Consider the following 25,062-nt stretch of genomic DNA (forward strand, 5'->3'; position numbering starts at 1 on the left):
GCCCTCGATGAGAACTTAAATCCAATCAATCCACCCCAACTAGACGATTACTAGGCGATCTTATGCTAAGACACAAAACCATCACCGAATTACACACCCTGCTACGCGACAACAAACTAAGCGTCGCCGAACTCACCCAAGAAACGCTAAAACACATCAAAACCGACCCACACAATGCGATTTTATCGACTTGTGAAGGCATTATGCCGATGACGACTGACGCGACTAACGCCGCCCAGCAGCAGTTTTCAGCGGGCGATGCCAGCCCATTGACGGGCATCCCCATTATTTACAAAGATAATTTTAATATCACCGGCACGCTGACGACCTGTGCGTCTAACATGCTAGCAAATTACCGCTCTGTATATACTGCAACCGTTGTTGAAAGAATGCAGGCTACAGGCAGTATCAGCATCGCCAAAGCCAACATGGATGAATTTGCGATGGGTTCAACCAATGAAAACTCAGCCTTCGGTGCAGTCAATAATCCATTTAATCCCGCACATTGCGCGGGTGGCTCATCGGGTGGCTCCGCTGCCGCTGTTGCTAGCGGATTAGCGCCTGTTGCGTTTGGTAGTGACACAGGTGGCTCGGTACGCCAGCCCGCGGCATTTTGCGGCGTTACCGGGTTAAAGCCCACGTATGGTCGCTTGTCTCGGTTTGGTGTCATTGCCTTTGCTTCGAGTTTTGATCAGCCTGGTATTTTTAGCAAAACCGCCGCCGACTGTGCAACCGTTTTGGCCGCGACCGCTGCTCATGATGACAAAGACTCTACCTCGGTTAAACGTGAGACGGATGATTATGTCGGGCAGCTGGGCAATGCCGTGCAAGGCAAAACCATTGGGTTAGTTCGTGATTTGTTTGATCGCGTACAATCAGCTGAGGCACAAGCACGCTACGAAGACGCCATTCGCCAATACGAAAAGCTGGGGGTGACGTTTATCGATGTCGAATTACCTAACCCCGAACTCTGTGTCGCTGCGTATTATATTTTATCCTCCAGCGAGTGCTCCTCTAATTTGTCGCGTTATGATGGCGTTCGTTACGGACACCGTAGCGTGCATAGTGATGATTTAAATGCACTTTATACGGCTTCTCGTACAGAAGGGTTTGGCCCAGAAGTCAAACGCCGTATTTTGCTTGGCACGTTTGCACTGTCTGCTGGCTATTATGATGCGTACTACCTCAAGGCACAAAAAATGCGCCGCGTTATTCTTAACCGTTTCAACGAATTGTTTGAAAATATTGATAGCATTTTATTGCCGACCAGCTTAATCACTGCGCCTAAGCTGGGTCAGGATTTTGACTATAATGATGACATGTGTACCATTTCGGCAAACTTGGCGGGGCTGCCTGCCATTTCTCATCCGATTGGACTGGCAAATGGCTTGCCTGTGGGGATACAGCTTATTGGCAAACATTTCGCTGAGGCAAACTTACTGAACCTCGTCCATCAGTTTCAGCAACAAAGTGATTTTCACCTGCTGATACCGCCCGCTTAATTTCGTTGCCAATAATTTCGTTGCCAATAATACCGCTAGGCTAATGTCACGCTAATGTCACGCTAATGTTGCGTTAATATCAGCTAATTTTCTGAATTTAAAATAATTTAAACGAATTTAAACGAATTTAAACGAATTCATCCATCGTTAGTGTTGCCAGTGTTAGCCGTTACCAGTACTTGGCAATGGGTTCATTTTCAAGCGAGGCATGTGCAATTTGTGCTTGCAATAACTCCGCACTGGCAATGGCATCGGTTAAGGCATGATGCCCCTGATAAATCGGCAAATGATAGCGTTCACGCGCTTGATGCAGGCGCAACGATTGGTCGCGCTGTGTTTCTTGCCGTGAATTTCCTTGCTGTGGAATTCCTTGCCAACGTTGTTGGCACAGACGCCGCTCTATGTCGAACGTATCCACGATAGGAAACCGCCAAGGATTTTGGTAGCAACGCTGGCTGGCGACTTGCAAAAAATCCCGTTCGATGCGCCGAAAATGGGCGACCATGACATGCCCTGCCATCAACGGCACAAAGCGCGACAAGACCGTTGATAATTTAGGTGCATCCACTAAATCCGTATGCGTAATATGATGAATTGTGCTGCCTGAGGCTTGTGTGAAACGTTTGGGTTTAACTAAGCTATACGCTGCCGTGTTGAGATATATCGACTGCCAATCAAATGCCACGCAGCCAATACTAATGATTTCATCGGTTTGCTTATTCAGCCCTGTGGTTTCTAAATCAATGGCCATAAAGCGCACGGCCGATATTGGCGCTTGCGGGTCAGGCAGTGCCGCTAAGTAAAAGTCACGCAACAAAGGGACATTGGCAGCTTGGGCAGTTTGGGCTGATTGGGCATAAAACCGAGGCCAGTTTGGGCGGCGATGATACGGGATTAATCTGCTAAACATGATAAGTCATTTCTATAGCGTTAGTTTATCGTGTTAGTTTATAGCGTTAGCTTGTATCGATGGCTTAGATAATCTTGCATTTGCGAAATAATACTAAAGGCATCTTTTAGATGGCGGCGGTCAAATTTTGATAATTGTTCTGGCGAGATAAAGTTGGTCACGGTTTCACCGCGTTCGATTTGTTCTGCTTGGTGGGCAACCCGCACCGCCGCGATAAATTCTAGCGCGTCACGCAAGTTATTTGCAGACGATTGATTGAGCATTTCGCCTTTACAAGCCGCCTGAATACGATCAAATGTATTGAGTTTTTTGCTACCAACAGCCAACGCATGTACCCGAGCAATGTCAGAGGCAATCGCGATGCCCTGCCCTTTGAGGCTAAGTTGGTTTTTATGTTCGCCACTGGATTCGACCACCAGCTGGCGAAAAAAGCCGATGGGCGGTCTACGGCAGAGCACGTTGCGCGAAAGACTGGCTAAAAAGCGGCGATGGTTTTTAATATCGGTCAAAATTTGCTGTTGTAATTCATTCACAAATTGGCTACGCCCATAAGTCGATTTAATATCAAAAAAAATCGACGCGTGCAGCAACGCTTCGGGTTCAGGCTGGACAATCCATTGATTAAAGTATTGATACCAGATGTTTAGTGGCTGTCGCCATTGACTATTTGTTGCCATGATATTGCCCTTGCAATAATCATACCCACAGGCATCTAACCCATCGCAGACAAAGTGGGCAAGCGCTTTGAAATACTCCCCATGTAAATCCGCGTCATAAGTGTCGGCTAGAATGATGGCGTTGTCTTGGTCGGTCAATATGGTTTGTTCTTCACGCGCTAGCGAACCAAATGCCACAAAAGCATAAGGAATCGGTGGCGCGCCCAGCTTGGTTTCAGCCAATTGACATAGCTTTTGCGTGATGACTTCGGCAAGCGTTGACATCACTTTACCAACGGTTTGCGCATTGACCGCAGACTGAGTCAAAAATAAAAACATTTTGGGGATGTTTTTGGCAATATCGATGACGCCTGTTACATCGTCTTGTTTTAGAATATCACCGACCATATAAACGCTCGCATGGCTTTCGTAGCGTACGATATCGCTGACCGTAACCAACCCCATCAACGCATCATTATCGTCGCTATTTAAGACGGGCAAGTGATGAATATGGTGCTTCATCATTTCTAGCATGGCTTCAAACACCTGATCGGCGGTATCAATGGCAAGTGGGTCGGCACTCATAATCGTAGAAATCGGTTGCATGACATTCATTTTTTCCGCCACCACGCGGCTTCTAAAGTCTTTGTCGGTTACAATCCCAACCAAGCGATTATCATCCATAATTGGCAAGCACGAAACGTTATTTTCAGACATGTGTTGCGCCGCCTCGGCAATCGATGTGTCGCGATGAACAAAAACCGCACTGCGTTGAATCAAATCACCAACACGGCTACTCATCATGGGGGCAATCAATGGCGTGCTATCCATTTCAAGGGCATGCCGCAAACGGTGCTCAATCGTCATTTCAAAATAACGCGAAAAAGCAGGTGTCGCGTCACATTGTTGCAAAAACCAATCACCAGGGATGACATACAATAACGTATCTTCGATTGCCATCGAGCGATGCTGCGCCGTGCCGTCTTCCAGCAATGAGCCATTGCCAAAGCAATCGCCTTCATTAAGCTTAGCATACAGTCGCCCTGACTTGAGCTGTAATTCTACTGCGCCGCTGCGGATAAAATAGAGCGAATGATTTGGCTGCCCTATTTCAAGCACCGTGCGTTTGCGCCGCACATAGCGAATTTCAATTTGCTGCGCCAGCGCGGTCAATACCTCGCGGTCTAGCTGGGCAAACGGATCGGTACTCGCCAGCCTTTCAATAATCTCAATGAGCTCAATATCCATAATTAATAGTGTAACGGTTGTTCAGGGTTTGTTTAAGTTTACTTTGTTTAGGTTTATTCAGAGTGTCTCAGTGTAACATAGGCGTTGATAATGGATAAAAAATACGCGCTAAGAATAGCGCAAATTTGTGATAATATTTGTTATAATAGACAATAAAGCGATAAAAATGATAGACGATAAAAATAACTGAAACAACCGAAACAACCGAAACAACTGGAGTCCCCTATGCTAAACCAAGAAATGATTGAAAAACTCAACACACAAATTAATTTGGAGTTTTTTTCTTCGAACCTGTATCTACAAATGAGCGCTTGGGCAACGGGGCAAGGATTAGATGGCTGCGCGGCCTTTTTCAAAGCCCATGCTAACGAAGAAATGCAACACATGCAGCGTATTTTTGACTATGTCCTAGAGTCAGGGAAAACCCCTGTTCTCGGTCGTATCGAAGCGCCTACGACAGACTTTTCTGATATCAGAACCGTGTTTGCACAGACGCTTGAGCACGAAAAAGCCGTGACCCAAGCCATTAATGAATTAGTAGAACTCGCATTTAACCAAAAAGATTTCGCTAGTTTTCAGTTTTTACAATGGTTTGTCAGCGAACAACACGAAGAAGAAGCCCTATTCCAAGGCATTATCGATAAAATCGATTTGATTGGCGATGACCGCAAAAATCTATTTTTTATCGACCGTGAAGTGGCAAAAATTGCCGCAAGCCACCCCTAAAAGGGTCGCTAGGATCACGAAACGTTTCCTCACTGTTTTTTAGTCATTTAGCTCTCGTTATTTAGCTCGTTATTGATTGCTCGTTGCTGCTTGTTTTTTGCAGGTAGCGGACTAAATATCTAACTTAATCCATGCGCTAACGATGCGCTAACGACAAAGCATGCTAAAATGATGGATTCAAATTAACGATAGGATGCAATGAAAAAGTGCAGTCGCCTGCGCGCAACCTGCTTTACAAAAAGCTTTATTAACAAACAATTACATAGCTCGCATCTCGCCAAAAATCGCATAGCATTTATTTAGGAGTACCACAAATGAGAACTTCATCAAGCAAAACTTCATCAATCAAAATACTAACCCTCGTCTTTGGGCTAACGGCTAACTACACCATCGCGAATGATATAGCAACGATCGAAAAAGATTTAGACAACGCACTATGATTTATGCGAGGAAATACTGAACAACCAACTTTAACACGTTGTGGCTAAAAAATTATCTAAGGTAATATTTCTATCAATAAAGGCGCTAATAATGATAAATTCATATGGATTCAATTTGAGTAAACGAAGACGACACCTAATACTTATGGCTGCAATGATAATCAGCCTTGGCATATTTCCTGTTACAGGGTTTGCTATTGACTGCGGTCGCGCTAAGACGGCTCCAGAACAGGCCATCTGCTCTAATCCCGAATTGAAAGCATTTGATACCTACCTTGCAAAGGCATATTCAGATATTCGTGGCATTGTACCGGTGGATCTTTTTAATGATGTTAAAAAAAGTCAAATTGAATGGATAAAAAAACGTGACGTTAAGTGTGGTGGGAACGTCACTTGTCTAATGCAGGAAACACAGCAAAGAACCGCTGTCCTTAGTGACTTCGTCCAAAGTTATATCGAACGTCTGAGGATAGAATTGCTCGGCAATCAACCAGTTGATGATGTGCAAATTGTAACCGATTCACCTCCAGATAGACCGCTTGACCCGAAAGCTATCTACCAAAAGGCTGCTCAATCGGTGGTTGTAGTCGTTGCATTCAATGATAAGTCAGGAGACCTTAGCCAAGGAAGTGGCGTTGTTATTGCAGAAAACAAAATAGCAACAAACTGCCATATATTAGAAAAGAGCAATTCAACAGTTGTTTTCTTCAAGGGCAAACCATATCAAACTGAATCTGTAGTGGGTAATAAAGCATTGGATTATTGTATTCTATACACCGTAGACTTGCCTGCACGTATTGCTGACCTAGCCGAACTGTCTACAGTTACTCCTGGGCAACGTGTTTATAGCGTTGGTAGCCCGCGCGGCCTAGACCTCACTATAGCAGAAGGTCTCATATCGGGTTTAAGGGATCAAGATGATATTGCTTTTCCACTGATTCAAACATCAGCCGCAATCTCACCAGGGTCTAGTGGTGGTGGACTGTTTGACGAATATGGTCGCGTCATTGGTATCACAACTTTCTTGCTCAAGGACTCTCAAAATATCAATTTTGCATTGCCTGTCGAACTTTCAAGAATAATTATAAATTAAAAATCAATTACAATAAAAAAAGCGTTTAGTGAATGGTATTTTTGTACAAATACCCTATTAAATACCCTGTCCTGACATTCACTAAACGCGTGATAGCGCAGTCATTGGCTAACATGTTTTAGCTAGGTTATTACCTAGTCATTTTTATTTCACTAGATTAACCGATCAAACTAGCCGATTAGCTTGTTATCATTACGTTTCACCGTAATAATTGACGAGCGTGGCAATGCGCCATTGCCATCTGGCCAATCGCCACCAGGGTGCTGGATACCAACAAACATGGTGCGTCTATCAACCGACCAGGCTAAGCCTGTCACTTCACTGCCTTTCGGACCTGTCATAAAACGGACGATTTCACCGGTCACTGGATCGCCAACTAACATCTGGTTGTTACCCATACCGGCAAAGTCGGCTTCATTATTGTCCTTGCCGTCTGTCTGAATCCAAATTAAGCCATTCGAATCAAAAGCCATCCCGTCTGGCGAGTTAAACATATTGCCAGCGTTAATATTTTTTGAACCACCGTATTCATTGCTATAGACATCTGGATTGCCTGCCATGACATATAAATCCCAGTCGAAAGTATCAGACGCATAGTCATCGTTGTGTGGACGCCAGCGAACAATCTGACCGTAATGGTTGCTTTCTCGTGGATTCGGACCATTGGTTGGGGTGTCGTCACCGCCCGCATTCGGTTTTACGCCACGATTTTTGTTGTTCGTCAAGCAGCAATAGCCTTCAACCGCATGTGGGTTGACCCTAATCCATTCAGGGCGATCCATCGTTGTTGCGCCAACGGCAGAGCCTGCCTCTCTGGCAAAGATAAGGACTTCGGCGAGCGATGCCATGCCTGTTGTTTCAGGGGTTAATGCTAACCACTTACCCGTTCCGTCGTCGTTAAACTTAGCAACATATAGCGTACCATTATCGAGCAAGCCTTCTGTAGAACCACCAGGGACATAAACGTCTTTAGAAACAAATCGATACAAAAACTCACCACGCTCATCATCGCCCATATAGACGACAACACGTCCGTCTGGCGCTAATGCTACTTCGGCGTTTTCGTGTTTAAATCGACCAAGCCCCGTATGTTTCACTGGCGTGCTATCGGGTTTGGATGGATCAATTTCTACCACCCAGCCAACGCGATGCGGTTCGTTTGGGTTTTTCGCGGTATCGAAACGCGCATCCCATTTATGGTAATCATAACCCCAGCCGTCAGCGCCGATTCCGTAGCGATCGTATCCGCGGGGCGATTGATTAGGCTTTTGATCTTGTATCGCTTCGCTAGACCCGAAGTAGCCGTTAAAGTTTTCTTCGCAAGTTAAGTAGGTACCCCAAGGCGTTCTGCCTGAACCACAGTTATTCATCGTACCCAGTGATTTTGTACCTGTTGAATCAGCCGCCGTTTTCATTAAATCATGACCCGCCGCTGGCCCCGCAATTTTCATGGGTGAATTGTGAGTGATGCGTCGATTAAATGGGCTATCTTTGACGACTTGCCAGCCGTTTTCACTTTCTTTGATTTCCATTATCGACACGCCTTGGAGGTTTTGTAATTTTAGTACATCCGCTGCATTTGCTGGCACGCCTTCTTGCTGTGCTGGTAGATTAATGTCACGGTTAGTGTATTCGTTATTAATAGCGAGAATTTCATGACCACGATAAGAGAAAATCTCCATTCCATCGGTGTTTTCACCAAAAACGCGATCCGATTTTTCAACGGCACCACCGCCTTTAGTCACATCATAGCCATCCGCGTCAGAAAATAACGGCTGCCCCCAGCTCACTAGGGTATTCCAGCTATACCCTGCTGGTACATGGACAGTCCCATCGGTTTGAATAGGGATAGGGGTAAAGGGAAAGCGGTTTGTGCTGACAGTGCTGGCAGTGCCTGTCGCTGCCGTACTATTGGTTGGGAATAGCCCCATACCCATCGCCGCCGCTCCAGAACCAAAAGCCAACACACCGCCCAAAAATCCACGGCGGGATATCGCGCGTTCCACAATACGGTCAAAATCATTGTCGTTAGGTCGTGGGAAATTTGCCTCATCCCAATCATCGGCTGAGAGTTTGGTAGATACTTTATTACTAGGTTTATCAATTGCCATTTTTAGTACTCCGAGTAAATTAAATCAATTGGTTTGCGAGTACTTAGGATAAACCCTCAATATGAAACTATTGTGACAACATCGAATATGTCGTGAATTTTTTTGCTAACACCGCTTGCGTGCTTGCTGTAGATTCTCTATAGATTTTCTGTGGATTTTCTATAGATTTGCTGTAGGCCTTTGTTAGTGCCAATATGTCATGCCAATTCCAGTCAGCTTATTGATGTCTTTTTCTGTGATGTCTGTCAACCCTACTTTTCTAATTGAAATTTTCCCTGTATGTTTTGTCGTTTCCATCGTCTCTTTGGCGTGGTTATATTCTTTTAATATCACTTCCCAGCGATTGGTTATCGTATTTATGCTGGTTGAAATACTGCCTGAAACCCATTTATTGAAATCGTCATAGCCGATGAGTTCTATTTTTTTAGTTGATTGATTATTTCTGAATTTATAGGTCCAGCTATAAAGACCAGTTCCACCGTTATACCCAGATATCGTCAGGATATTATTTGCAAAACTTAATTCAGATAGAAATTCAAAACCTAAAAGGTCATACGAAATGGTATGGTTTTTATTATCAATGTTCAGATGCAGCTCATTTGCACTTGGCGTGATGATATCGATTTGTCCATTCGAATTGATGTCAGCTTTTAATGTGTTAATACCTAAGCCCGTTTGTTGCGCTTGACTGATAAAAATAGTAAAGCAGCAAATGACTAATAACGTTGATTTTTTCATGTTGTTTTTTTAATTGTTTTTTTGGTTGTTTGGAATGTTTGTCAACGGTCGTGGCTATGAGCAGTAGCGGATTTCAAGCCACTAATCTTTCGATAGCAACGACCTTTGTTTTATTTACTATAGTTTCATTTTATCATCTAAATCCCAATTGCTTATAGCCTTTTTAAGCTGGCTTTTATAAATATATTCCATTAAATGCTAATTCAAACGGTTTTTTAATCGATTTTATCGTCAGTAGTTTTTCAAGATGAAATTCTTTCCATTCTACAGATTCAGCTTCGTCATTTGAAAAATTTCCTTTCGATATTTTCATTTTTTTTGTTAAGAAATTAATGCTGTAATCTGTTATTTCCCCAGTTGCTCTATGTGCTTCATTTGAATCATAACCGATTAATGCAAACTCATTGTTTTGAAAGCGGAATCTATATTTGTGATTAGACATACTCCAACTTCCAGCACTATACCAAAATCTAAAATTAATATCCAAAATTCCATTCTTGTTAATACTAAAGCCTTCAAATGGTTCATCCATTGAAGGTGAGTCTCGAAGAATTATAAAATCTTCAGAAACTAATTGTTTATTAAAACCTTCTGTTTTAGTCCCAAAGTAAATAGCAAGTATTCTGGGATTTAGGTCAATAGTATCTGCCCCAACCCCATCATTTAATTTAATATTTTTTCGATCAGTTTTTTGGATTGCAAAAACTAAATCAGAAATACCATCTTGATTTAGGTCTCCAGAAGTGGCATCTAATAGTTTCCAATTATCAGGAATTAGATCTTCAAGTGTTTCACCAGTATTGGGTAAAATTAATTCACTTTGCCTAAAACCAGTTAGACAGATTAATATTGTAAATATGGTTATTGATTTCTTCATTTTTTTAGTTTGCAGGTAACGTTTTGCATATGGCATATGGCTTGTGGCGGTTTCGAAGCACTTTCCTGTCCACCGAAACCAAAGCTTGCAACGGAGCGAAAACCTTGCTGGCAGCCGTTCACCCGCCATAAGCTATATGCTGTGTTGTGCAGCGTTATTTTTTTATTATTCGTCTAACATCAAATTTCTTAATCTCATTTTCTTCAATAAAATCAATATTTAATCTATTGAGATTTGGGATGTCTTGTGATTCGTCAATTATTCTATTCTGAAATTTCAAAATATCATCTGCTGTTGTAGTTTCTTTACTGTAAACTATCAAAAGCACTGGAACCACGCGTCTGTTAGATGCTTGGTTGTAATATGAAATTTGAGTGTTTATGCGGGAAATTGTATCTCGAATTATTTTAAGGCTCAATCGATTTCTGAAATACTTTATCTCTACAATTCTGTCTAAGAATCGTTTTGTTTTGGCTTGTAGTAAAATGTCAATTTCGTATCGATTTCCTATTCTTTGTTGAGAAAGTACATCAAAATTTGGACTCTTGTAGTTTTCAAATACTTCTGTTATTCCTTTTTCAATCTGCATATAGGCTTTAACATAATCTGAATGAGTTGAAGGCTTAACAACTGGGGAAGATGTTACTTGTTGCTCGACACTTTCTATTTCTTCAACTTCTTGTTTTGCTTTCTCTTCTTTTTCTTCAGGTGTCAAAGAGGTTATTTCAAGGTCAAGCTTTTGAAGTTCCTTGTCAAATTTTTCGTCAATTTTTGATTGTCTCTTAAACCATCTTACTAAACCAATTATTGTTGAAGTTAATCCGAGTAAAAAGAACGAAAGTGAAACCCAAGGGATAAAGATTTGAAACTTGATAACCTGATTTTGTTTCTCTGTTATCAATTCCTTTATTGGTTCTTGCATTTGGTCAATTTTGGATTGTTCGATATAAAGTCCAAAATCTTCTTTCAAATACAGATATGGAGTCAAGACAGCCAATGCAATCAAAACTAGTCCGATTGACACTAAAAACTTGTTTATATCTCCGTAATCTATTTTCTGCATTCAGTTTGTTTTAATGCTGCACAACATCCGAATAAACGAACATTCGTTTATCGGGGCTATACGTTATACTAAAAGTTCGTTTATTGGTCATCATATCTGAGTTATAGATACAAAGCAATCTTTGTGATTCGTCTTTCAGCGCCAGTTAGCATGACCTGTTTTTTTATCAGACGGCCACTAATGTGGCGTAGTTGGCGTATCTGACGCGTTTGACACTTTATGACGCATCTGACGCATTTGCCAATAAACCATCACCACAGCACCAGCCTGATGCCCACGCCCACTGAAAATTATATCCACCCAGCCAACCCGTGACATTAACCGCCTCGCCGATAAAGTACAGCGAAGGTTGTTTGTGGCACGCGAAGTTTTTGGATGACAATTCATGCGTTAGCACCCCGCCGAGGCTGACTTCGGCTTTTTTCATGCCTTCTGTACCTGCTGGATGCATTGGCCAATGATGCAGATGTTCAGCAATATGCGCAAGCTGCTTATGGCTAAGCTGCTGCAAGGTAATACCCGATGCCATCACTTCGGTCTGGGCTGTCGTGTCTGTGATTGCTGGCATGGGTTGTGGCATGGGTTGCGATATGAGCTGCGGCATGATTTTTGATATAAGTTGCTCGGTGAGTTGCTGGGTTAGTTTTTTAGAGAAAACACCCGTCAGGACTTGCACCAGTGTTTTGTTAGGTGATTGTTTTTTGGCGTCCAGCAACCTGGGTAACAAAGCGGTCTCGGGTGAAAAGTCAATCTCGATTGGATGGCCCTTTTGCCAATAGGACGAGATTTGTAAAATAGCAGGCCCGCTCAATCCTCGGTGGGTAAATAATAGATTTTCGTCAAATGCTTGTGTTGTGTTTTGTGCGGTCGTGCTTTGTGTGGTCGTTTGTACGCGCACAAACTGCGAAACACCAGCAAGCGCCGCATAGGTCTTGAGGTCGTTAGCCGATAGCGTCAACGGGACTAACGCGGGGGAAAACGGCTGATTGTCGATGTGAAACTGTTTGGCAATTCGCAGGGCGATATCTTCGCCACCAATTTTGGGGATAGAGGGACCACCAGTGGCAACCACCAGTTGTTTACCGTAAAACTGCCCGTAATCCGTGTCTAGGGTATAGCGATTATCGTAATTAATCTGGCTCACCGTAACACCATATCGACTCTCCACGCCGTGTTGCGACGCTTCGCTGACGAGCATATCAATAATGGCTTGGGATTTTTGGTCACAAAACAACTGCCCTAACGTTTTTTCGTGATACGTCAGCCCATAACGCGACATCAATTCGATAAAATGCCACGGCGTATAGCGTGCGAGTGCGGACTTGCTAAAATGTGGATTATCAGATAAATAGGCTAAATGACTGGTGTGTATATTCGTAAAATTACAACGCCCACCGCCTGAAATACGGATTTTATTGCCTGCTTGTTGTTTTTTTTCAATGAGCAATACCGCCAGACCGCGCTCAGCCGCACGAATGGCGCACATTAGCCCTGCTGCGCCAGCACCGAGTATTATGACATCGTAGCAGCGTTCTTTATTCACACCGATTTAGATTTGCCTAGCATGGGTTTTAAAAACTGGCCTGTGTAGCTGCGTTTGCTTTTGGCGACCTGTTCAGGCGTACCTGCAGCCACGATTTCACCCCCAGCACTCCCGCCCTCTGGCCCCAAATCAATCACCCAATCGGCCGTTTTGATGACATCCAAATTATGCTCGATGACGATCAAAGTATTGCCTTGGTCGCGTAGGCGATGCAATACAGACAACAGTTGTTTGACGTCATGAAAATGCAGCCCTGTTGTTGGCTCATCCAAAATATATAGCGTGCTACCCGTATCGCGTTTGGATAGCTCTTTGGCGAGTTTAACCCGTTGTGCCTCACCGCCCGATAGCGTAATGGCATTTTGCCCCAAGGTAATATAGGACAGACCAACATCCATCAGGGTTTGTAGTTTGCGCTTAATCACAGGAATAGCGTGGAAAAAATCCAGCGCGTCTTCTACCGTCATTTGTAAAATTTCGTAGATATTTTTGCCTTTGTATTGGACGCTTAGTGTTTCGCGGTTATATTTTTTGCCACGACAGACATCACAGGAAACATAAACATCAGGCAAAAAGTGCATTTCTACCTTGATAACGCCATCCCCTTGGCAAGCTTCGCAGCGCCCGCCTTTGACGTTAAAGCTAAAACGTCCGACCGTATAACCGCGTGAACGTGATTCTTCAGTCCCTGCGAATAATTCACGAATGGGGGTAAAAATCCCCGTGTAAGTCGCGGGGTTAGAGCGCGGTGTGCGCCCAATTGGGCTTTGGTCAATGTTGATGATTTTATCAAAATGCTCGTGTCCTGTTAGCGTCTCGAATGGTGCTGGCTCTTCGGTGACACGCTCTAGGGCTTCGTACATGGCTTTTGATAGCGTCTCATTAATCAGCGTGGATTTCCCCGACCCCGACACACCCGTGACGCAAGTCATCAACCCAACAGGCACACTGGCGGTCACTGATTTCAGATTATTACCGCGAGCATGCGTCACAGTCAACCATTTTTCTGTTGGTGTCACGCGTTTTACTGGTACCGCAATACTGGCTTTGCCACTTAAATATTGCCCCGTCAATGAGTGTTGTTGTGCCATCACGGTTGCTAAATCACCCGCCACGACAATCTCGCCACCATGCACACCTGCGCCAGGCCCGATATCGACAATATAATCTGCAGCGCGAATTGCATCCTCGTCGTGTTCCACGACAATAACCGTGTTACCCAAATCACGCAAATGAAACAGTGACGCCAATAGGCGATCGTTATCGCGTTGGTGCAAGCCAATCGACGGCTCGTCTAGCACATACATGACACCGACTAAGCCAGCGCCAATTTGTGACGCCAAGCGAATACGCTGGGCTTCACCGCCTGATAGCGTTTCGGCACTGCGTGATAAACTCAGATAATCCAACCCAACGTTAATTAAAAACAATAGCCGTTGGTTGATTTCTTTGAGGATTTTATCGGCAATCGTGGCTTTGGCACCCTGTAGTGTGAGCTGGTTAAAAAACGTATGGCAAGCGCCAATAGACATCCCCGTAATTTCTGGTAGGGTTTTATCGCCAATAAACACATGCCGCGCGGTTTCGTTAAGGCGTGTGCCATGACAGTGATGGCATACTTGATTGTGCTGATATTTGGCTAACTCTTCGCGGACAAAATTAGACTCCGTTTCACGATAGCGTCGTTCGATATTCGGGATAACGCCTTCAAATGGTTCGACGCTGTGAAATTCCCTACCCTTTTCGGTCACATAATGAAACTCAATATCCGTGTTACCCGAGCCAAATAAAATAATCTGTTGATGTGCCTCGGATAACGTTTCAAACGGTTCATCCAGCGAAAATTGATAATGCGCGGCTAGGGCTTGCATTTTTTTAAAATAAAACCGTGCGTTTTGATCCCAGCCGCGAATCGCGCCAGCCGCAATCGATAGATAAGCTTGTGCGACAATTTTTTTGGGGTCAAAACGAGCCTCAACGCCTAATCCATCGCACGTCGGACAAGCACCATTGGGACTATTAAACGAGAACATGCGTGGTGCAAGCTCTTCGACAGAGTAGCCACACTGATTACAAGCAAACTTAGACGAAAACTGCATCGGTTCAATTTTGCCATCACTGCTATCACTGTCATCCATCGGCTCAACACGCACAAGCGAATTAAACGTCAACGCCGTTTCAAACGACTCTGCTAAACGCTGGGCAATGTCATCGCGTACTTTAAACCGATCAACGACGACCTCAATCGTGTGTTTTTTGTTTTTATCTAGTGGTGGGGTTTCTTCGATATCAACGATTTGACCGTTGATTCGCAGGCGCACAAAGCCTTGGCGCTTAATGTCTTCGATTAATTTAACTTGCTCGCCTTTGCGGTTATCGACGACAGGCGCTAACAGCATGAGCTTTGATCCCTGCGGCCATGTCATCACCGTATCGACCATTTGCGAAATGGTTTGTGCATCTAGCACCGTATCGTGTTCTGGACATCTGGGCGTGCCAACCCGCGCAAAGAGCAAGCGCAAATAATCATAGATTTCGGTAATCGTGCCGACCGTAGAGCGCGGATTATGCGAGGTGGATTTTTGTTCGATAGAAATGGCAGGCGATAACCCCTCGATATGATCGACGTCTGGCTTATCCATCGTCGATAAAAACTGTCTGGCGTAAGCGGATAACGATTCGACGTATCGGCGCTGCCCCTCTGCATAAATGGTATCAAATGCGAGTGATGATTTGCCCGAGCCTGACAGCCCAGTAATGACAATGAGTTTGTCGCGCGGAAGCTCGATGTCAAACCCTTTTAAATTATGTGTTCTAGCGCCTTGGATACGTATCATGAATAGGTTTTATGTGTGGTTTATGTGGGTTTCTGGGAGTTTATAGGGGTTGATGAGGTTTAAATGGTTTTACATGTAGCGAAATGCGACGAAATGTCACGAAATGCGACGAAATACAACGAAACGTCACCTTGCAAACGATAAATCCAAGCAAGCTAATCGAAGTCAAGCTAAGCCAAGCTAATCTAAGCATTATACTCGACCAATCCGCAAGCAACAATCCGCAAGCAACAATCCGCAAGCAACAATCCGCAAGCAACAATCCGCAAGCAACAATCCGCAAGCAACAATCCACCTAGCTGAAAAGTCCTAACAGGGGATTGTATTTTGTTAGGCAGGCGCTAATTCAACCGTTTTATCAACGTGGGGAACTTTTGCGATTTGAGGGTGGCCTCTATGGTCTGGGCTTTTTGTTTGCCAGCAAAAGGCCCCGCTTGCGTAAGGTACTTAGTCCCACGCTTGACGACGCGGGCAGGCAACCCCAGCCTCTCGACTTGGGCTTTGACTTTATCGGCATCGCTTTGCTGATTAAATGCCCCTACTTGCACCACATAACGATACTTATCATCAGACTGACTCTCGCTGGTTTGATTGACAGGAGTAGTCTCTGATGCGGTATTTTCTTGGGCCTGTTGGGCACGCTCTAGTTCGACTTTGCGCGCTTTTAACGCTTGATAAAAGCTATATTTGGGTGGTTCATCGTCCGTACGGCGCTGATTGGTGTTATGTTGCGTCATCTCAACACGTGATTGGCCAATAAAATCTAGCTGCCCGGCAATCGATAACAAGACACCAGCCATTGTCAAGACCAGCGTAAACATGCCCAAAAATTTAATTCGTGCGTGTTTTTTCACATGACCTCTGGTGCATCCACACCGCATAATTGTAATCCATTAGATAGCACTTGACGGGTTGCATCGAGTAGCGCCAAACGTGACGCTTGCAATGGATCTGCCTGCAAAAATTTTATATTGCCGGCATCGTAATAGCTATGTAATGCCGTGGCGAGATCTTTTAAGTAATTGGTCAGGTAATGCGGGGCAAAGTCTTTTGCCGCTAACCCCAATACGCTGGCGTATTTTTCTAACTCACGTAGCAGATTTTGTTCGTATTCATTGGTTAATTGGTCGATTTGTTTCGTTGCCGTCTTAATCGATAGGTTTGGCTGCTCTGGGCGCGCTTTGTCCAGTACCCGACAAATACGGGCGTGCGCATATTGCACGTAGTAAAGCGGATTGTCTTTGTTGTTTTTAACCGCCAAATCCAAATCAAAATCCATATGCTGCTGAGGCTTACGGATAACATAAAAATAACGCGCTGCCGCACTGCCGATTAAATCTCGCAAATCACGCAGTGTGACATACTGCCCCGAACGCGTTGACATTTGCATTTTTTTGCCATCCTTGTAAAGCACGGCAAACTGGACCAAATCGACACGCAAGCGATCAGCATCATGCCCCAATGCCAACAAGGCGGCTCTGACCCTAGCGGTATAGCCGTGGTGATCAGCGCCTAAAATATCAATGGCCAAATCATAATTGCGCTGCATTTTTTCGTGGTGATAAGCAATATCTGCTGCAAAATAGGTATAAAGGCCATTTTCGCGTTGAATCACGCGGTCTTTGTCGTCACCAAATGCGGATGAGGCAAACCATAATGCGCCGTTTTGTTCGTATAGGTGCCCATTGGCTTGTAATTGATTGATTGCTTTTTCAATTTTACCTGAGGCGTGCAAGGTTTTTTCGGAATACCAATGGTCAAATGTCACCCCAAATTCGCGCAAGTCGGCTTCAATATCGTCACGAATGGCCGTGAGTGCGGCATCAAAAAAGTGCCCGTAGTTTTTCTCACCCAATTGCGTTTTTAGGCAGTGAATCAGGGCATCTAAATGCTGTTCGCTTTGCTGTTTTAATGCATCCAATGTCGATTTAAGCACAGGAATTTGTGCTTTGTCGTCTGCTGTTAAGCGTGCTTCGCATGCCGCTAGCGAGTATTTGGTGGTCTGCTGTTCGTCGACAAACGCGGTATAGTCGCTTATCGGCAATTGGTTAAATGCAATATCCACCACCAAGTCTTTGCCGTATTTGGTGTAAACCCCATCAGCGATATGATTAACGTAACTTGCCTGATAGGCATTAATAGGGAAATCAACCGCAATATCACAACGTTGTAGATAGCGCAGATAGACACTGGTCGCCAAAATATCCATTTGTCGGCCTGCATCGTTGACGTAGTACTCTTTGTCAACGCGATGCCCCGCTGCACGTAAAATATTAGCCAGCGTTGCGCCATAAGCAGCGCCACGACCATGCCCAACGTGCAAAGGCCCAGTCGGATTCGCTGATACAAACTCGAGTAATATTTTTTGGCTATGCGCATTTGACATTACCGTCCCAAACTGTTGCCCTGTCGCTAATACCTGTTGGATTAAGGTATTGTAGCGAGCCAACGATAAAGTAAAATTGATAAAGCCAGGCCCCGCAATCGTGACACTATCTAGCCACGGCGCTTGTGCCGACTGGGCTTGCTGCATGTTATCAACTAGCAAAGTCGCAATATCACGTGGCTTAAGCCGCAGTTTTCCCGCCAATTGCATAGCAATGTTGCAGGCAAAATCGCCATGTGTCGCATCTTTGGCGCGTTCAATCTGAACGGCACTGTCTTTGGCCTGCGCCTCGAGCTTGCCATCAACGACTAGGGTGTTAATCGCCGACTGAACGAATGCCTCAAGATTGGCTTGAATGTCTGAATGAGTATCTGAATGAGTATTTGATTGCATAAACAAAGGAATAAAATTAAGTTAACCCACGCAGCAAACGCAGGCGAAATACTTGCCCGTAACTTATCCGTAACTTGCCCGTACTATATAAAGCTGGTTATTATACGCCAAATAGTCATATTGCACCAAGCAATTGCAACGAATTACCCTAGGAATTAAGCCAAAATGACCAGTCAACAAGCAATCATGCCTACAACTGGTCATACGACTTAGCTCAAACAAACGTGCAATGATAGTTATATCGAGATGATGCTATATCGCAATAACACTATATCGCAATAATACCACGTAGCCCTGTCGTTTCAGGAAGCCCAAAGCAGAGATTCATACACTGAATTGCTTGTCCAGCGGCGCCTTTAACCAAATTATCAATCACAACCAATAGGGTCACATAGTCCGTGTTAGGTGGGTAAGCCACTGCAATTTGTACTTGATTCGTGCCCCGCACTGCTCGGGTCTCAGGGTGATGTCCGATTGGCAGCACACTGACAAACGGCTCATGCGCATAAGCCTGCGATAGCACATTATGAATGTCTTCGGGTGCTTTTTGATATTGTGCATACAGGGTGGCATGGATACCGCGGTGTATAGGCAGCAAATGCGGCGTAAAAATTACCGAGACAGGCTTATCAGGCTGCCCCGCCATGATACTTAGCTGCTGCTCAATCTCAGGTAAGTGGCGATGCCCATTGGCAGCGTAGGCTGAGAAATTTTCGCTGCGCTCAGCCATCAGCATCGCGGTATTGGCTGAGCGTCCTGCGCCGCTGACGCCTGATTTTGCGTCAATAATGATCGGGGTTTGCAACAGGCGATTGGTTTTGAGCAGTGGCATCAATCCAAGCTGTATGGCCGTTGGATAGCAACCCGGGCACGCAATTAATGTGGCGGTTTTGAGCGCCTCGCGGTTTAGCTCAGGCAAGCCATAGACGGCTTGGGCGATTAACTCAGGCGCTGTGTGTGTTTCTTTGTACCAATGCGCCCATTGCGATTGATTTTTTAGGCGAAAATCCGCCGACAAATCAATCACCTTAATGCCTTTATCCAATAATGTCTGGGCTTGACGCATGGCAACGCCGTGTGGTGTCGCAAAAAAACAAACATCAACACCCGCCCAATCAACCGCCTCCATCGCGGAAAAACACAGCGGCTGTCCATCATGGTCGATTAACTGGTCATAAAACTGCGGAAAAACTGCACTAATCGGTTTGCCTGCTTCGCGTCTTGATACAACAGAGACAATCTGTACCTGCGCATGTTGCGATAGTAATCGCAATAATTCGACCCCACCGTAGCCATTGGCACCGATAATAACAGCTCGTATAGGCTGCGTATTCGATGTGGTCGATTTCCTCGATGTCGTCGATGTGGTATTTAATGAATTCATGTTAAGCACCCTATTTGACGTGTCGTATTAATTGATCCCATTGCGTGATAAATGCTGTGATAAATGCTTAAATGCTACCTAGGGTAGCTAATCGCGAAGGTTGTCGGCAATCCGATTGGCGAGCGCTCGTAGTTCATCTTCGTCGGCAGGTTTTGTCGCATGACGGGCAAAGGGCTGCCCTGTATAGGCGGGGATAACATGCATATGATAATGAAACACCGTTTGCCCTGCGGCCTTGCCGTTATACTGCACAATCTTAATGCCATCCGCTGCCAAAGCCGCCTTGGCAGCAACTGCTAGGCGTTGGCTTAGCGCCATGACAGCCGTTAATAAAGCGCTGGGCATTGTCAACAAATCATCATAATGCGCCTTAGGAATGATGAGTAAATGCCCCTTTGACTCGGGGAAAATATCCATAATCACCATGACGTTATCGTCTTCATATACCTTAATTGGTGCAATGTCACCCTGCACCATTTTACAAAATAAACAATCCGCAACAGAGACTTGAACAGACACTTGGACACCTCGCTTTGATGGCAATTAATAAAGCCTCAGCGTACTGGATTTACACACCAGATGCAAGCCTTTGCATCCCAACAGTGCATAGAATGCGTATCTTGTGTAGAACCGTTTTGCGAATAAAGATGGCTACATTCGTGTTAGAATAGAAAAAACACAGACGACAGCGTCACCACATGACAAATCACGGACACACCAATTATCATCAGCAACCATTTGACCGTATTGAAAACGAAATACCGTCTTTTTTGCGACACCTAACCGCCGAGCGCCAGCTATCAGCGCTTACCGTCTCTAGCTATGCGCGCGATTTAAATCAATTTATTGGGTGGCTTAGTCGCGCGGAATTGCCGACAGTTGATGCGCGTACCATTCAGTATTATCTGGCCTATTTATCACGTAAAAATATGGCACCCAGCAGCATTGCGAGACAATTGTCATCGCTTAGACAATATTTTAACTATCTGGTGCAATTGAAATTTATCGCGGTAAACCCTGTCAGCGACATTCGCCCACCGAAACAAGTCAAAAAACTCCCCAATGCACTCAGCGTTGATAAACTCAGTCAATTGCTTGATACCGCCCATGCTTCGATAGACATGACTTCACCACTAAGTATCAGGGATATGGCGATGATTGAATTATTATACAGCTCAGGGATTCGTGTTGCCGAATTGGCTGGCTTAAACCTGAGCGATATTGACTTGACCGACAATCAGATGCGCGTACTCGGCAAAGGCAACAAACCGCGTATTGCATTAATTGGGCAGTTAGCGAAAATCGCGCTGACAAACTGGCTAGCGATTCGCAAGCAGTGGTTACAACAAGACTCAAAGCAGCCCACTGAGCCCACTCAATTAAGCGATGCCCTATTTATCTCTGATAAAGGGTCGCGCTTGAGTATACGTAGTATCCAGCTACGCATCAAAGCGTGGGGTAAAGCGCTAGACGCCAATCTGGATTTGCACCCGCATTTATTTCGCCATAGTTTTGCTAGCCATTTACTGCAATCTAGCGGCGACCTGCGTGCCGTCCAAGAACTCTTGGGGCATAGCGATATTAGCAGTACACAGGTCTACACGCACCTTGATTTTCAACACCTTGCCAGTGTCTATGACAAGGCACACCCACGCGCTAAGAAAAATATAGACAAGGCAGACAAAGCAGAAAAGGCAGACAGGGCAGACTGAAAAGCAATAGGTCAATAGGCTACGCTAAAAACTCGAATCAGGTTGTGTGAGGAATGCGTGTTCTTCTTGGGTGGTTTGTCGGCCAAGTATTGCATTACGGTGCGGATAACGCCCAAACCGATCAATAATCGCCTTGTGCTTTAGCTCAAAGGCTATATTCTCTGGGTTGCCCAGCGATTCGTATAGCTCAAGGGCTGTTGCATGAATAACCGATGATTCGCTGTGCATGAAGGGCAAATACATAAAACCGCGCTGATTTTGCGGTAGTGCTTGGTCAAAGCCTTTGGCAATCGCCTGTTGTGATAACGCCAATGCTAAGGCATCACTGGCAAACGCCAAAGCGGTATCGCGATACATATGACGAGAAAATTGATCCAGCACAATAATTTCAGCCAAACTACCCAACGCATTATCACGCCAAGCAAATAATTCATTGGCATTGGCTTTTTTATGTAGGTCGCCGAATCGCTTACGAATGACGGAATCAAACTGTACGTCCTTGATCCACCATTGCTTGGAATCTATTTCATGAAACCAAAAGGCAATTACGTCATGATACGTCATATTTTTTCAACCCGCTTGTGCAGCACACTCAGCTAGACGTTAAATTGCGTCTTAATCCCGATATAATGCAAAAATTCTTTGCGTGTGGTAGAGTCGGTTTTGAATCGTCCACCCAGCTCTGCGGTGACAGTTGAGCTTTCGATATCACGAATCCCCCGTGAATTAACACAAAGGTGTTTGGCATCAATAACACAGGCCACATCATCAGTGCCTAAGGCTTCTTGCATGGTTTTGACGATTTGCATAGTCAGGCGTTCTTGTACTTGTGGGCGTTTAGCAAAATAATCGACGATACGGTTCATTTTAGATAAGCCAATCACACGGCCGTTAGAGATATAACCAATATGCGCACGTCCAACAATCGGTAAGAAATGGTGTTCGCAAGTCGAATAGACCGTAATGTCTTTTTCTACTAGCATTTGATTGTATTTGTATTTGTTATCAAATGTCGACATTTTAGGGGCGCGTTCAGGGTGGAGACCACCAAACGTCTCGCTGACAAACATTTTCGCAACACGTTTTGGTGTGCCACGTAAACTGTCATCGGTCATATCTAAGCCTAAAATTTCCATAATATCGGAAAACTTAGCTTGGATTTGGGCGATTTTTTCATCGTCCGACAAATCAAACGCATCCGCGCGAAGTGGTGTATCCACTGAGCCAGGGATATGGTCTTCGCCCATCTCATCGATTAATTCATTTTGGTCAATATTACTCATAACGGCTTCTCGTCATCGAAAAAAATAAGTGCTCACTATAACGACTTCAACGGCATTTGTCATGCGAAAAATCGTCTTTAATTAAAGAAAAAATCCTGAATTTGCTGGGCAATGTGCGTTTCATCAAGACCAAATCCTGCCAATACTTCATCGCGCTTACCGTGCGGGACAAATTCGTCAGTAATCCCCAAACGCTTGACTCGTGTTGCGGCGTTGCATTGATGAACAAAGTCAGCGACTTCTGCGCCGACACCGCCGATGAGGCTTCCCTCCTCAAGAATGACAACATGCGTGTGCCCAAGAGTTGCGATGAGTTGCTCAATTCGTGCTTGGTCAAATGGTTTGGCAAACCGCATATCAATCAGTGTTGCATCGAGTGTCGCGGCAATGGTGTGGCACCGCGCGAGCAACGTGCCAAAGACCAAAATCGCCAATTTGTTTACCTGTGATGGTGCTAAGCTGCTTTGTCGCACTAATTTGGATTGACCAACGGCGATTTCTGCCTGTGGTGTTTGTGGCAACTGCTGCAAATCGCCTTTGCCCTTGGGATAGCGAACCAAGGCAGGCCCGTTATACGCATAACCCGTTTGTAATAACGCCAACATTTCTAATTCGTCTGACGGGGTCATCACGATCAAATTAGGGATCAAACAGCTATAGGCAATATCAAACACACCCGCATGCGTAGCGCCATCTTCACCGACAACGCCAGCACGGTCTAAGGCAAATAATACATCCAAATTTTGTAGCGCAACATCATGAATTAACTGATCATACGCACGCTGCAAAAAAGTCGAATAAATGGCGACCACGGGTTTTAAGCCTTTACAAGCCATACCTGCGGCAAGCGTGACCGCGTGTTGTTCAGCAATGGCAACATCGTAATAACGATTTGGAAATTGCTGACTAAATTCGACCAAGCCTGAGCCTTCACGCATTGCGGGTGTAATGGCGACTAAACGGCTGTCTTGTTGCGCCTGATGATTAATCCATGCTGAAAATACTTGGGTAAACGTTGGGGCATTTGAGGGCTGACTCGGCACCAAACCCTTATTAACATCAAAGCCCGAGACGCCATGATAGTCAATCGGTGCTGCCTCTGCTCGACAATAGCCTTTGCCCTTGACGGTTTTAACGTGTAATAATTTTGGCCCTGATTGCGTTTTGAGGCGTTTTAGCGTGGCAACTAACGCCAATACGTCATGACCATCCTGCGGCCCCGTATAATCAAAGCCTAAATCTTCAAACAGGTTATTGGCACTCGCAATATCTTTGGCGCGTTCTTCCACAAATTTAGCCAAACCATCCAGCGGAGGAATATGCTTTAAAACTGCTTTGCCCTTTTGCCGAACGTCTTGGTACAATTCGCTGCCAAGGACTTCGGATAAATACGACGACATCGCACCGACATTGGGCGAAATGGACATATCGTTGTCGTTTAAAATAACCAGTAAATCTGCCGACAAACTCGCGGCATGATGTAGCGCTTCAAACGCCATCCCAGCGGTCATCGCGCCATCGCCAATAACCGCAATGTGGCTATGTCGTTTGCCATTTAATTGATCGGCAATCGCCATCCCCAGCGCCGCCGAAATCGAAGTCGATGAGTGCCCAACACCAAAATCATCGTAACGGCTTTCATCGCGCTTTGGAAACCCTGACAACCCATGCTGTCGTTTAAGCGTTGGCATCTGCGCACGCCGTCCAGTTAGAATTTTGTGCGGATAAGCTTGGTGCCCAACATCCCACACCAAACTATCATGCGGTGTGTCAAAAACGTAATGAATGGCAACCGTCAACTCAACAACCCCTAATCCTGATGCCAAATGTCCGCCTGTTTGTGAGACAGTTTGCAACAGGCAAGCCCGTAACTCGCGGCAAAGCTGTGGCAATTGCCCTAGTGCCAAGTGGCGCAATTCATCTGGCGTGTTAACAGTATCGAGTAACGGGGTGTCAGTCATGGTTTATTCAAATAAAGACAAAAATAAAGACAAAAATAAAGACAAAGGATACTAAAGTGGATACGAAAAATGACGCCAACACTGACGCTAACACTGCCAATAACAGCGACAGCAAAGGCGACAGTAACAGCGATGCGATAGGCAACCGACGATAGATAATGGGGTAAATCAATATGATTCATCAACAAAACCCCGTACC

22 protein-coding genes are annotated in these 25,062 nt (G+C 44.9%); 6 read left to right on the forward strand and 16 right to left on the reverse strand.

Going from position 1 to position 25,062, the window contains the following annotated elements; genetic code table 11:
- The first annotated feature begins 62 nt into the window (after positions 1 to 62).
- Positions 63 to 1,502: an Asp-tRNA(Asn)/Glu-tRNA(Gln) amidotransferase subunit GatA gene (gene gatA / locus GCU85_RS06750; protein ID WP_152810422.1), complete on the forward strand. Its 1,440-nt coding sequence runs from the start codon at positions 63 to 65 to the stop codon at positions 1,500 to 1,502.
- A 169-nt stretch (positions 1,503 to 1,671) separates the two neighbouring features.
- Here gatA and GCU85_RS06755 read toward each other — a convergent pair whose 3' ends face one another.
- Positions 1,672 to 2,412, reverse strand: a complete 741-nt coding sequence (locus GCU85_RS06755; protein WP_152810423.1) for an exonuclease domain-containing protein — start codon at positions 2,410 to 2,412, stop codon at positions 1,672 to 1,674.
- A 38-nt stretch (positions 2,413 to 2,450) separates the two neighbouring features.
- Positions 2,451 to 4,316, reverse strand: a complete 1,866-nt coding sequence (locus GCU85_RS06760) for a DUF294 nucleotidyltransferase-like domain-containing protein (protein ID WP_152810424.1) — start codon at positions 4,314 to 4,316, stop codon at positions 2,451 to 2,453.
- A gap of 225 nt (positions 4,317 to 4,541) precedes the next feature.
- On the opposite strand from GCU85_RS06760, the gene ftnA reads away from it, so the two are divergent.
- The 3 genes from ftnA to GCU85_RS06770 all read left to right on the forward strand — a co-directional run bounded on the left by ftnA (position 4,542) and on the right by GCU85_RS06770 (position 6,575).
- Positions 4,542 to 5,042 carry a non-heme ferritin gene (gene ftnA / locus GCU85_RS06765; RefSeq protein ID WP_152810425.1) on the forward strand — a complete coding sequence of 167 codons (501 nt, stop codon included), beginning with the start codon at positions 4,542 to 4,544 and terminating at the stop codon, positions 5,040 to 5,042.
- A 314-nt stretch (positions 5,043 to 5,356) separates the two neighbouring features.
- Complete coding sequence (locus GCU85_RS10235) at positions 5,357 to 5,482, forward strand: hypothetical protein (RefSeq protein WP_268965676.1); 126 nt, start codon at positions 5,357 to 5,359, stop codon at positions 5,480 to 5,482.
- A 145-nt stretch (positions 5,483 to 5,627) separates the two neighbouring features.
- Complete coding sequence (locus GCU85_RS06770) at positions 5,628 to 6,575, forward strand: trypsin-like peptidase domain-containing protein (protein WP_218110586.1); 948 nt, start codon at positions 5,628 to 5,630, stop codon at positions 6,573 to 6,575.
- A 170-nt stretch (positions 6,576 to 6,745) separates the two neighbouring features.
- On the opposite strand, the gene GCU85_RS06775 is transcribed toward GCU85_RS06770, so the two are convergent.
- The 6 genes from GCU85_RS06775 to uvrA all read right to left on the reverse strand — a co-directional run bounded on the left by GCU85_RS06775 (position 6,746) and on the right by uvrA (position 15,744).
- A complete protein-coding gene (locus GCU85_RS06775) occupies positions 6,746 to 8,686 on the reverse strand; it encodes a PhoX family protein (protein ID WP_152810427.1) in 1,941 nt (646 codons plus the stop codon).
- Between the two features lie 183 nt (positions 8,687 to 8,869).
- Positions 8,870 to 9,424, reverse strand: a complete 555-nt coding sequence (locus tag GCU85_RS06780; RefSeq protein ID WP_152810428.1) for a hypothetical protein — start codon at positions 9,422 to 9,424, stop codon at positions 8,870 to 8,872.
- A gap of 175 nt (positions 9,425 to 9,599) precedes the next feature.
- A complete protein-coding gene (locus tag GCU85_RS06785) occupies positions 9,600 to 10,337 on the reverse strand; it encodes a hypothetical protein (RefSeq protein WP_152810429.1) in 738 nt (245 codons plus the stop codon).
- A 118-nt stretch (positions 10,338 to 10,455) separates the two neighbouring features.
- Positions 10,456 to 11,364, reverse strand: a complete 909-nt coding sequence (locus GCU85_RS06790; RefSeq protein WP_152810430.1) for a hypothetical protein — start codon at positions 11,362 to 11,364, stop codon at positions 10,456 to 10,458.
- A 217-nt stretch (positions 11,365 to 11,581) separates the two neighbouring features.
- On the reverse strand, positions 11,582 to 12,907 hold the full coding sequence (locus GCU85_RS06795; protein WP_328592806.1) for a BaiN/RdsA family NAD(P)/FAD-dependent oxidoreductase: 1,326 nt from the start codon (positions 12,905 to 12,907) through the stop codon (positions 11,582 to 11,584).
- On the reverse strand, positions 12,904 to 15,744 hold the full coding sequence (gene uvrA / locus GCU85_RS06800; protein ID WP_152810431.1) for an excinuclease ABC subunit UvrA: 2,841 nt from the start codon (positions 15,742 to 15,744) through the stop codon (positions 12,904 to 12,906). Before uvrA ends, GCU85_RS06795 begins: the two co-directional genes overlap by 4 nt.
- Positions 15,745 to 15,827: 83 nt before the next feature.
- Here uvrA and GCU85_RS09990 point away from each other — a divergent pair, with 83 nt between their 5' ends.
- Complete coding sequence (locus GCU85_RS09990) at positions 15,828 to 16,043, forward strand: hypothetical protein (protein WP_218110587.1); 216 nt, start codon at positions 15,828 to 15,830, stop codon at positions 16,041 to 16,043.
- A gap of 42 nt (positions 16,044 to 16,085) precedes the next feature.
- Here GCU85_RS09990 and GCU85_RS06810 read toward each other — a convergent pair whose 3' ends face one another.
- From GCU85_RS06810 to GCU85_RS06825, 4 genes are all read right to left on the reverse strand, one after another.
- The gene (locus GCU85_RS06810; protein WP_218110588.1) at positions 16,086 to 16,598 is read right to left on the reverse strand and encodes an SPOR domain-containing protein; all 513 of its coding nucleotides are present in this window, start codon (positions 16,596 to 16,598) and stop codon (positions 16,086 to 16,088) included.
- Positions 16,595 to 18,523, reverse strand: coding sequence for an arginine--tRNA ligase (gene argS / locus GCU85_RS06815; protein ID WP_152810434.1), 1,929 nt, complete (start codon positions 18,521 to 18,523; stop codon positions 16,595 to 16,597). The genes GCU85_RS06810 and argS overlap by 4 nt, the downstream gene beginning before the upstream one ends.
- A gap of 268 nt (positions 18,524 to 18,791) precedes the next feature.
- Positions 18,792 to 19,907 (reverse strand): N-acetyl-gamma-glutamyl-phosphate reductase, encoded by a 1,116-nt coding sequence (gene argC, locus GCU85_RS06820; protein WP_152810435.1) that lies wholly within the window; start codon positions 19,905 to 19,907, stop codon positions 18,792 to 18,794.
- An 87-nt stretch (positions 19,908 to 19,994) separates the two neighbouring features.
- The gene (locus GCU85_RS06825) at positions 19,995 to 20,426 is read right to left on the reverse strand and encodes an HIT family protein (RefSeq protein WP_328592807.1); all 432 of its coding nucleotides are present in this window, start codon (positions 20,424 to 20,426) and stop codon (positions 19,995 to 19,997) included.
- Between the two features lie 179 nt (positions 20,427 to 20,605).
- Between GCU85_RS06825 and xerC the strand changes: the two genes are divergently transcribed.
- Positions 20,606 to 21,619 carry a tyrosine recombinase XerC gene (xerC, locus tag GCU85_RS06830; RefSeq protein WP_152810436.1) on the forward strand — a complete coding sequence of 338 codons (1,014 nt, stop codon included), beginning with the start codon at positions 20,606 to 20,608 and terminating at the stop codon, positions 21,617 to 21,619.
- 24 nt (positions 21,620 to 21,643) lie between these two features.
- Here xerC and GCU85_RS06835 read toward each other — a convergent pair whose 3' ends face one another.
- The 4 genes from GCU85_RS06835 to GCU85_RS06850 all read right to left on the reverse strand — a co-directional run bounded on the left by GCU85_RS06835 (position 21,644) and on the right by GCU85_RS06850 (position 25,045).
- Positions 21,644 to 22,183, reverse strand: coding sequence for a DUF924 family protein (locus tag GCU85_RS06835; protein ID WP_152810437.1), 540 nt, complete (start codon positions 22,181 to 22,183; stop codon positions 21,644 to 21,646).
- 32 nt (positions 22,184 to 22,215) lie between these two features.
- Positions 22,216 to 22,902 (reverse strand): GTP cyclohydrolase I FolE, encoded by a 687-nt coding sequence (gene folE / locus GCU85_RS06840; RefSeq protein WP_152810438.1) that lies wholly within the window; start codon positions 22,900 to 22,902, stop codon positions 22,216 to 22,218.
- 77 nt (positions 22,903 to 22,979) lie between these two features.
- On the reverse strand, positions 22,980 to 24,863 hold the full coding sequence (gene dxs / locus GCU85_RS06845) for a 1-deoxy-D-xylulose-5-phosphate synthase (protein ID WP_152810439.1): 1,884 nt from the start codon (positions 24,861 to 24,863) through the stop codon (positions 22,980 to 22,982).
- Positions 24,860 to 25,045 carry a hypothetical protein gene (locus GCU85_RS06850; RefSeq protein ID WP_152810440.1) on the reverse strand — a complete coding sequence of 62 codons (186 nt, stop codon included), beginning with the start codon at positions 25,043 to 25,045 and terminating at the stop codon, positions 24,860 to 24,862. The genes dxs and GCU85_RS06850 overlap by 4 nt, the downstream gene beginning before the upstream one ends.
- Positions 25,046 to 25,062 lie beyond the last annotated feature (17 nt).

This window comes from Ostreibacterium oceani (assembly GCF_009362845.1).
Classification (GTDB): Bacteria; Pseudomonadota; Gammaproteobacteria; order Cardiobacteriales; family Ostreibacteriaceae; genus Ostreibacterium; species Ostreibacterium oceani.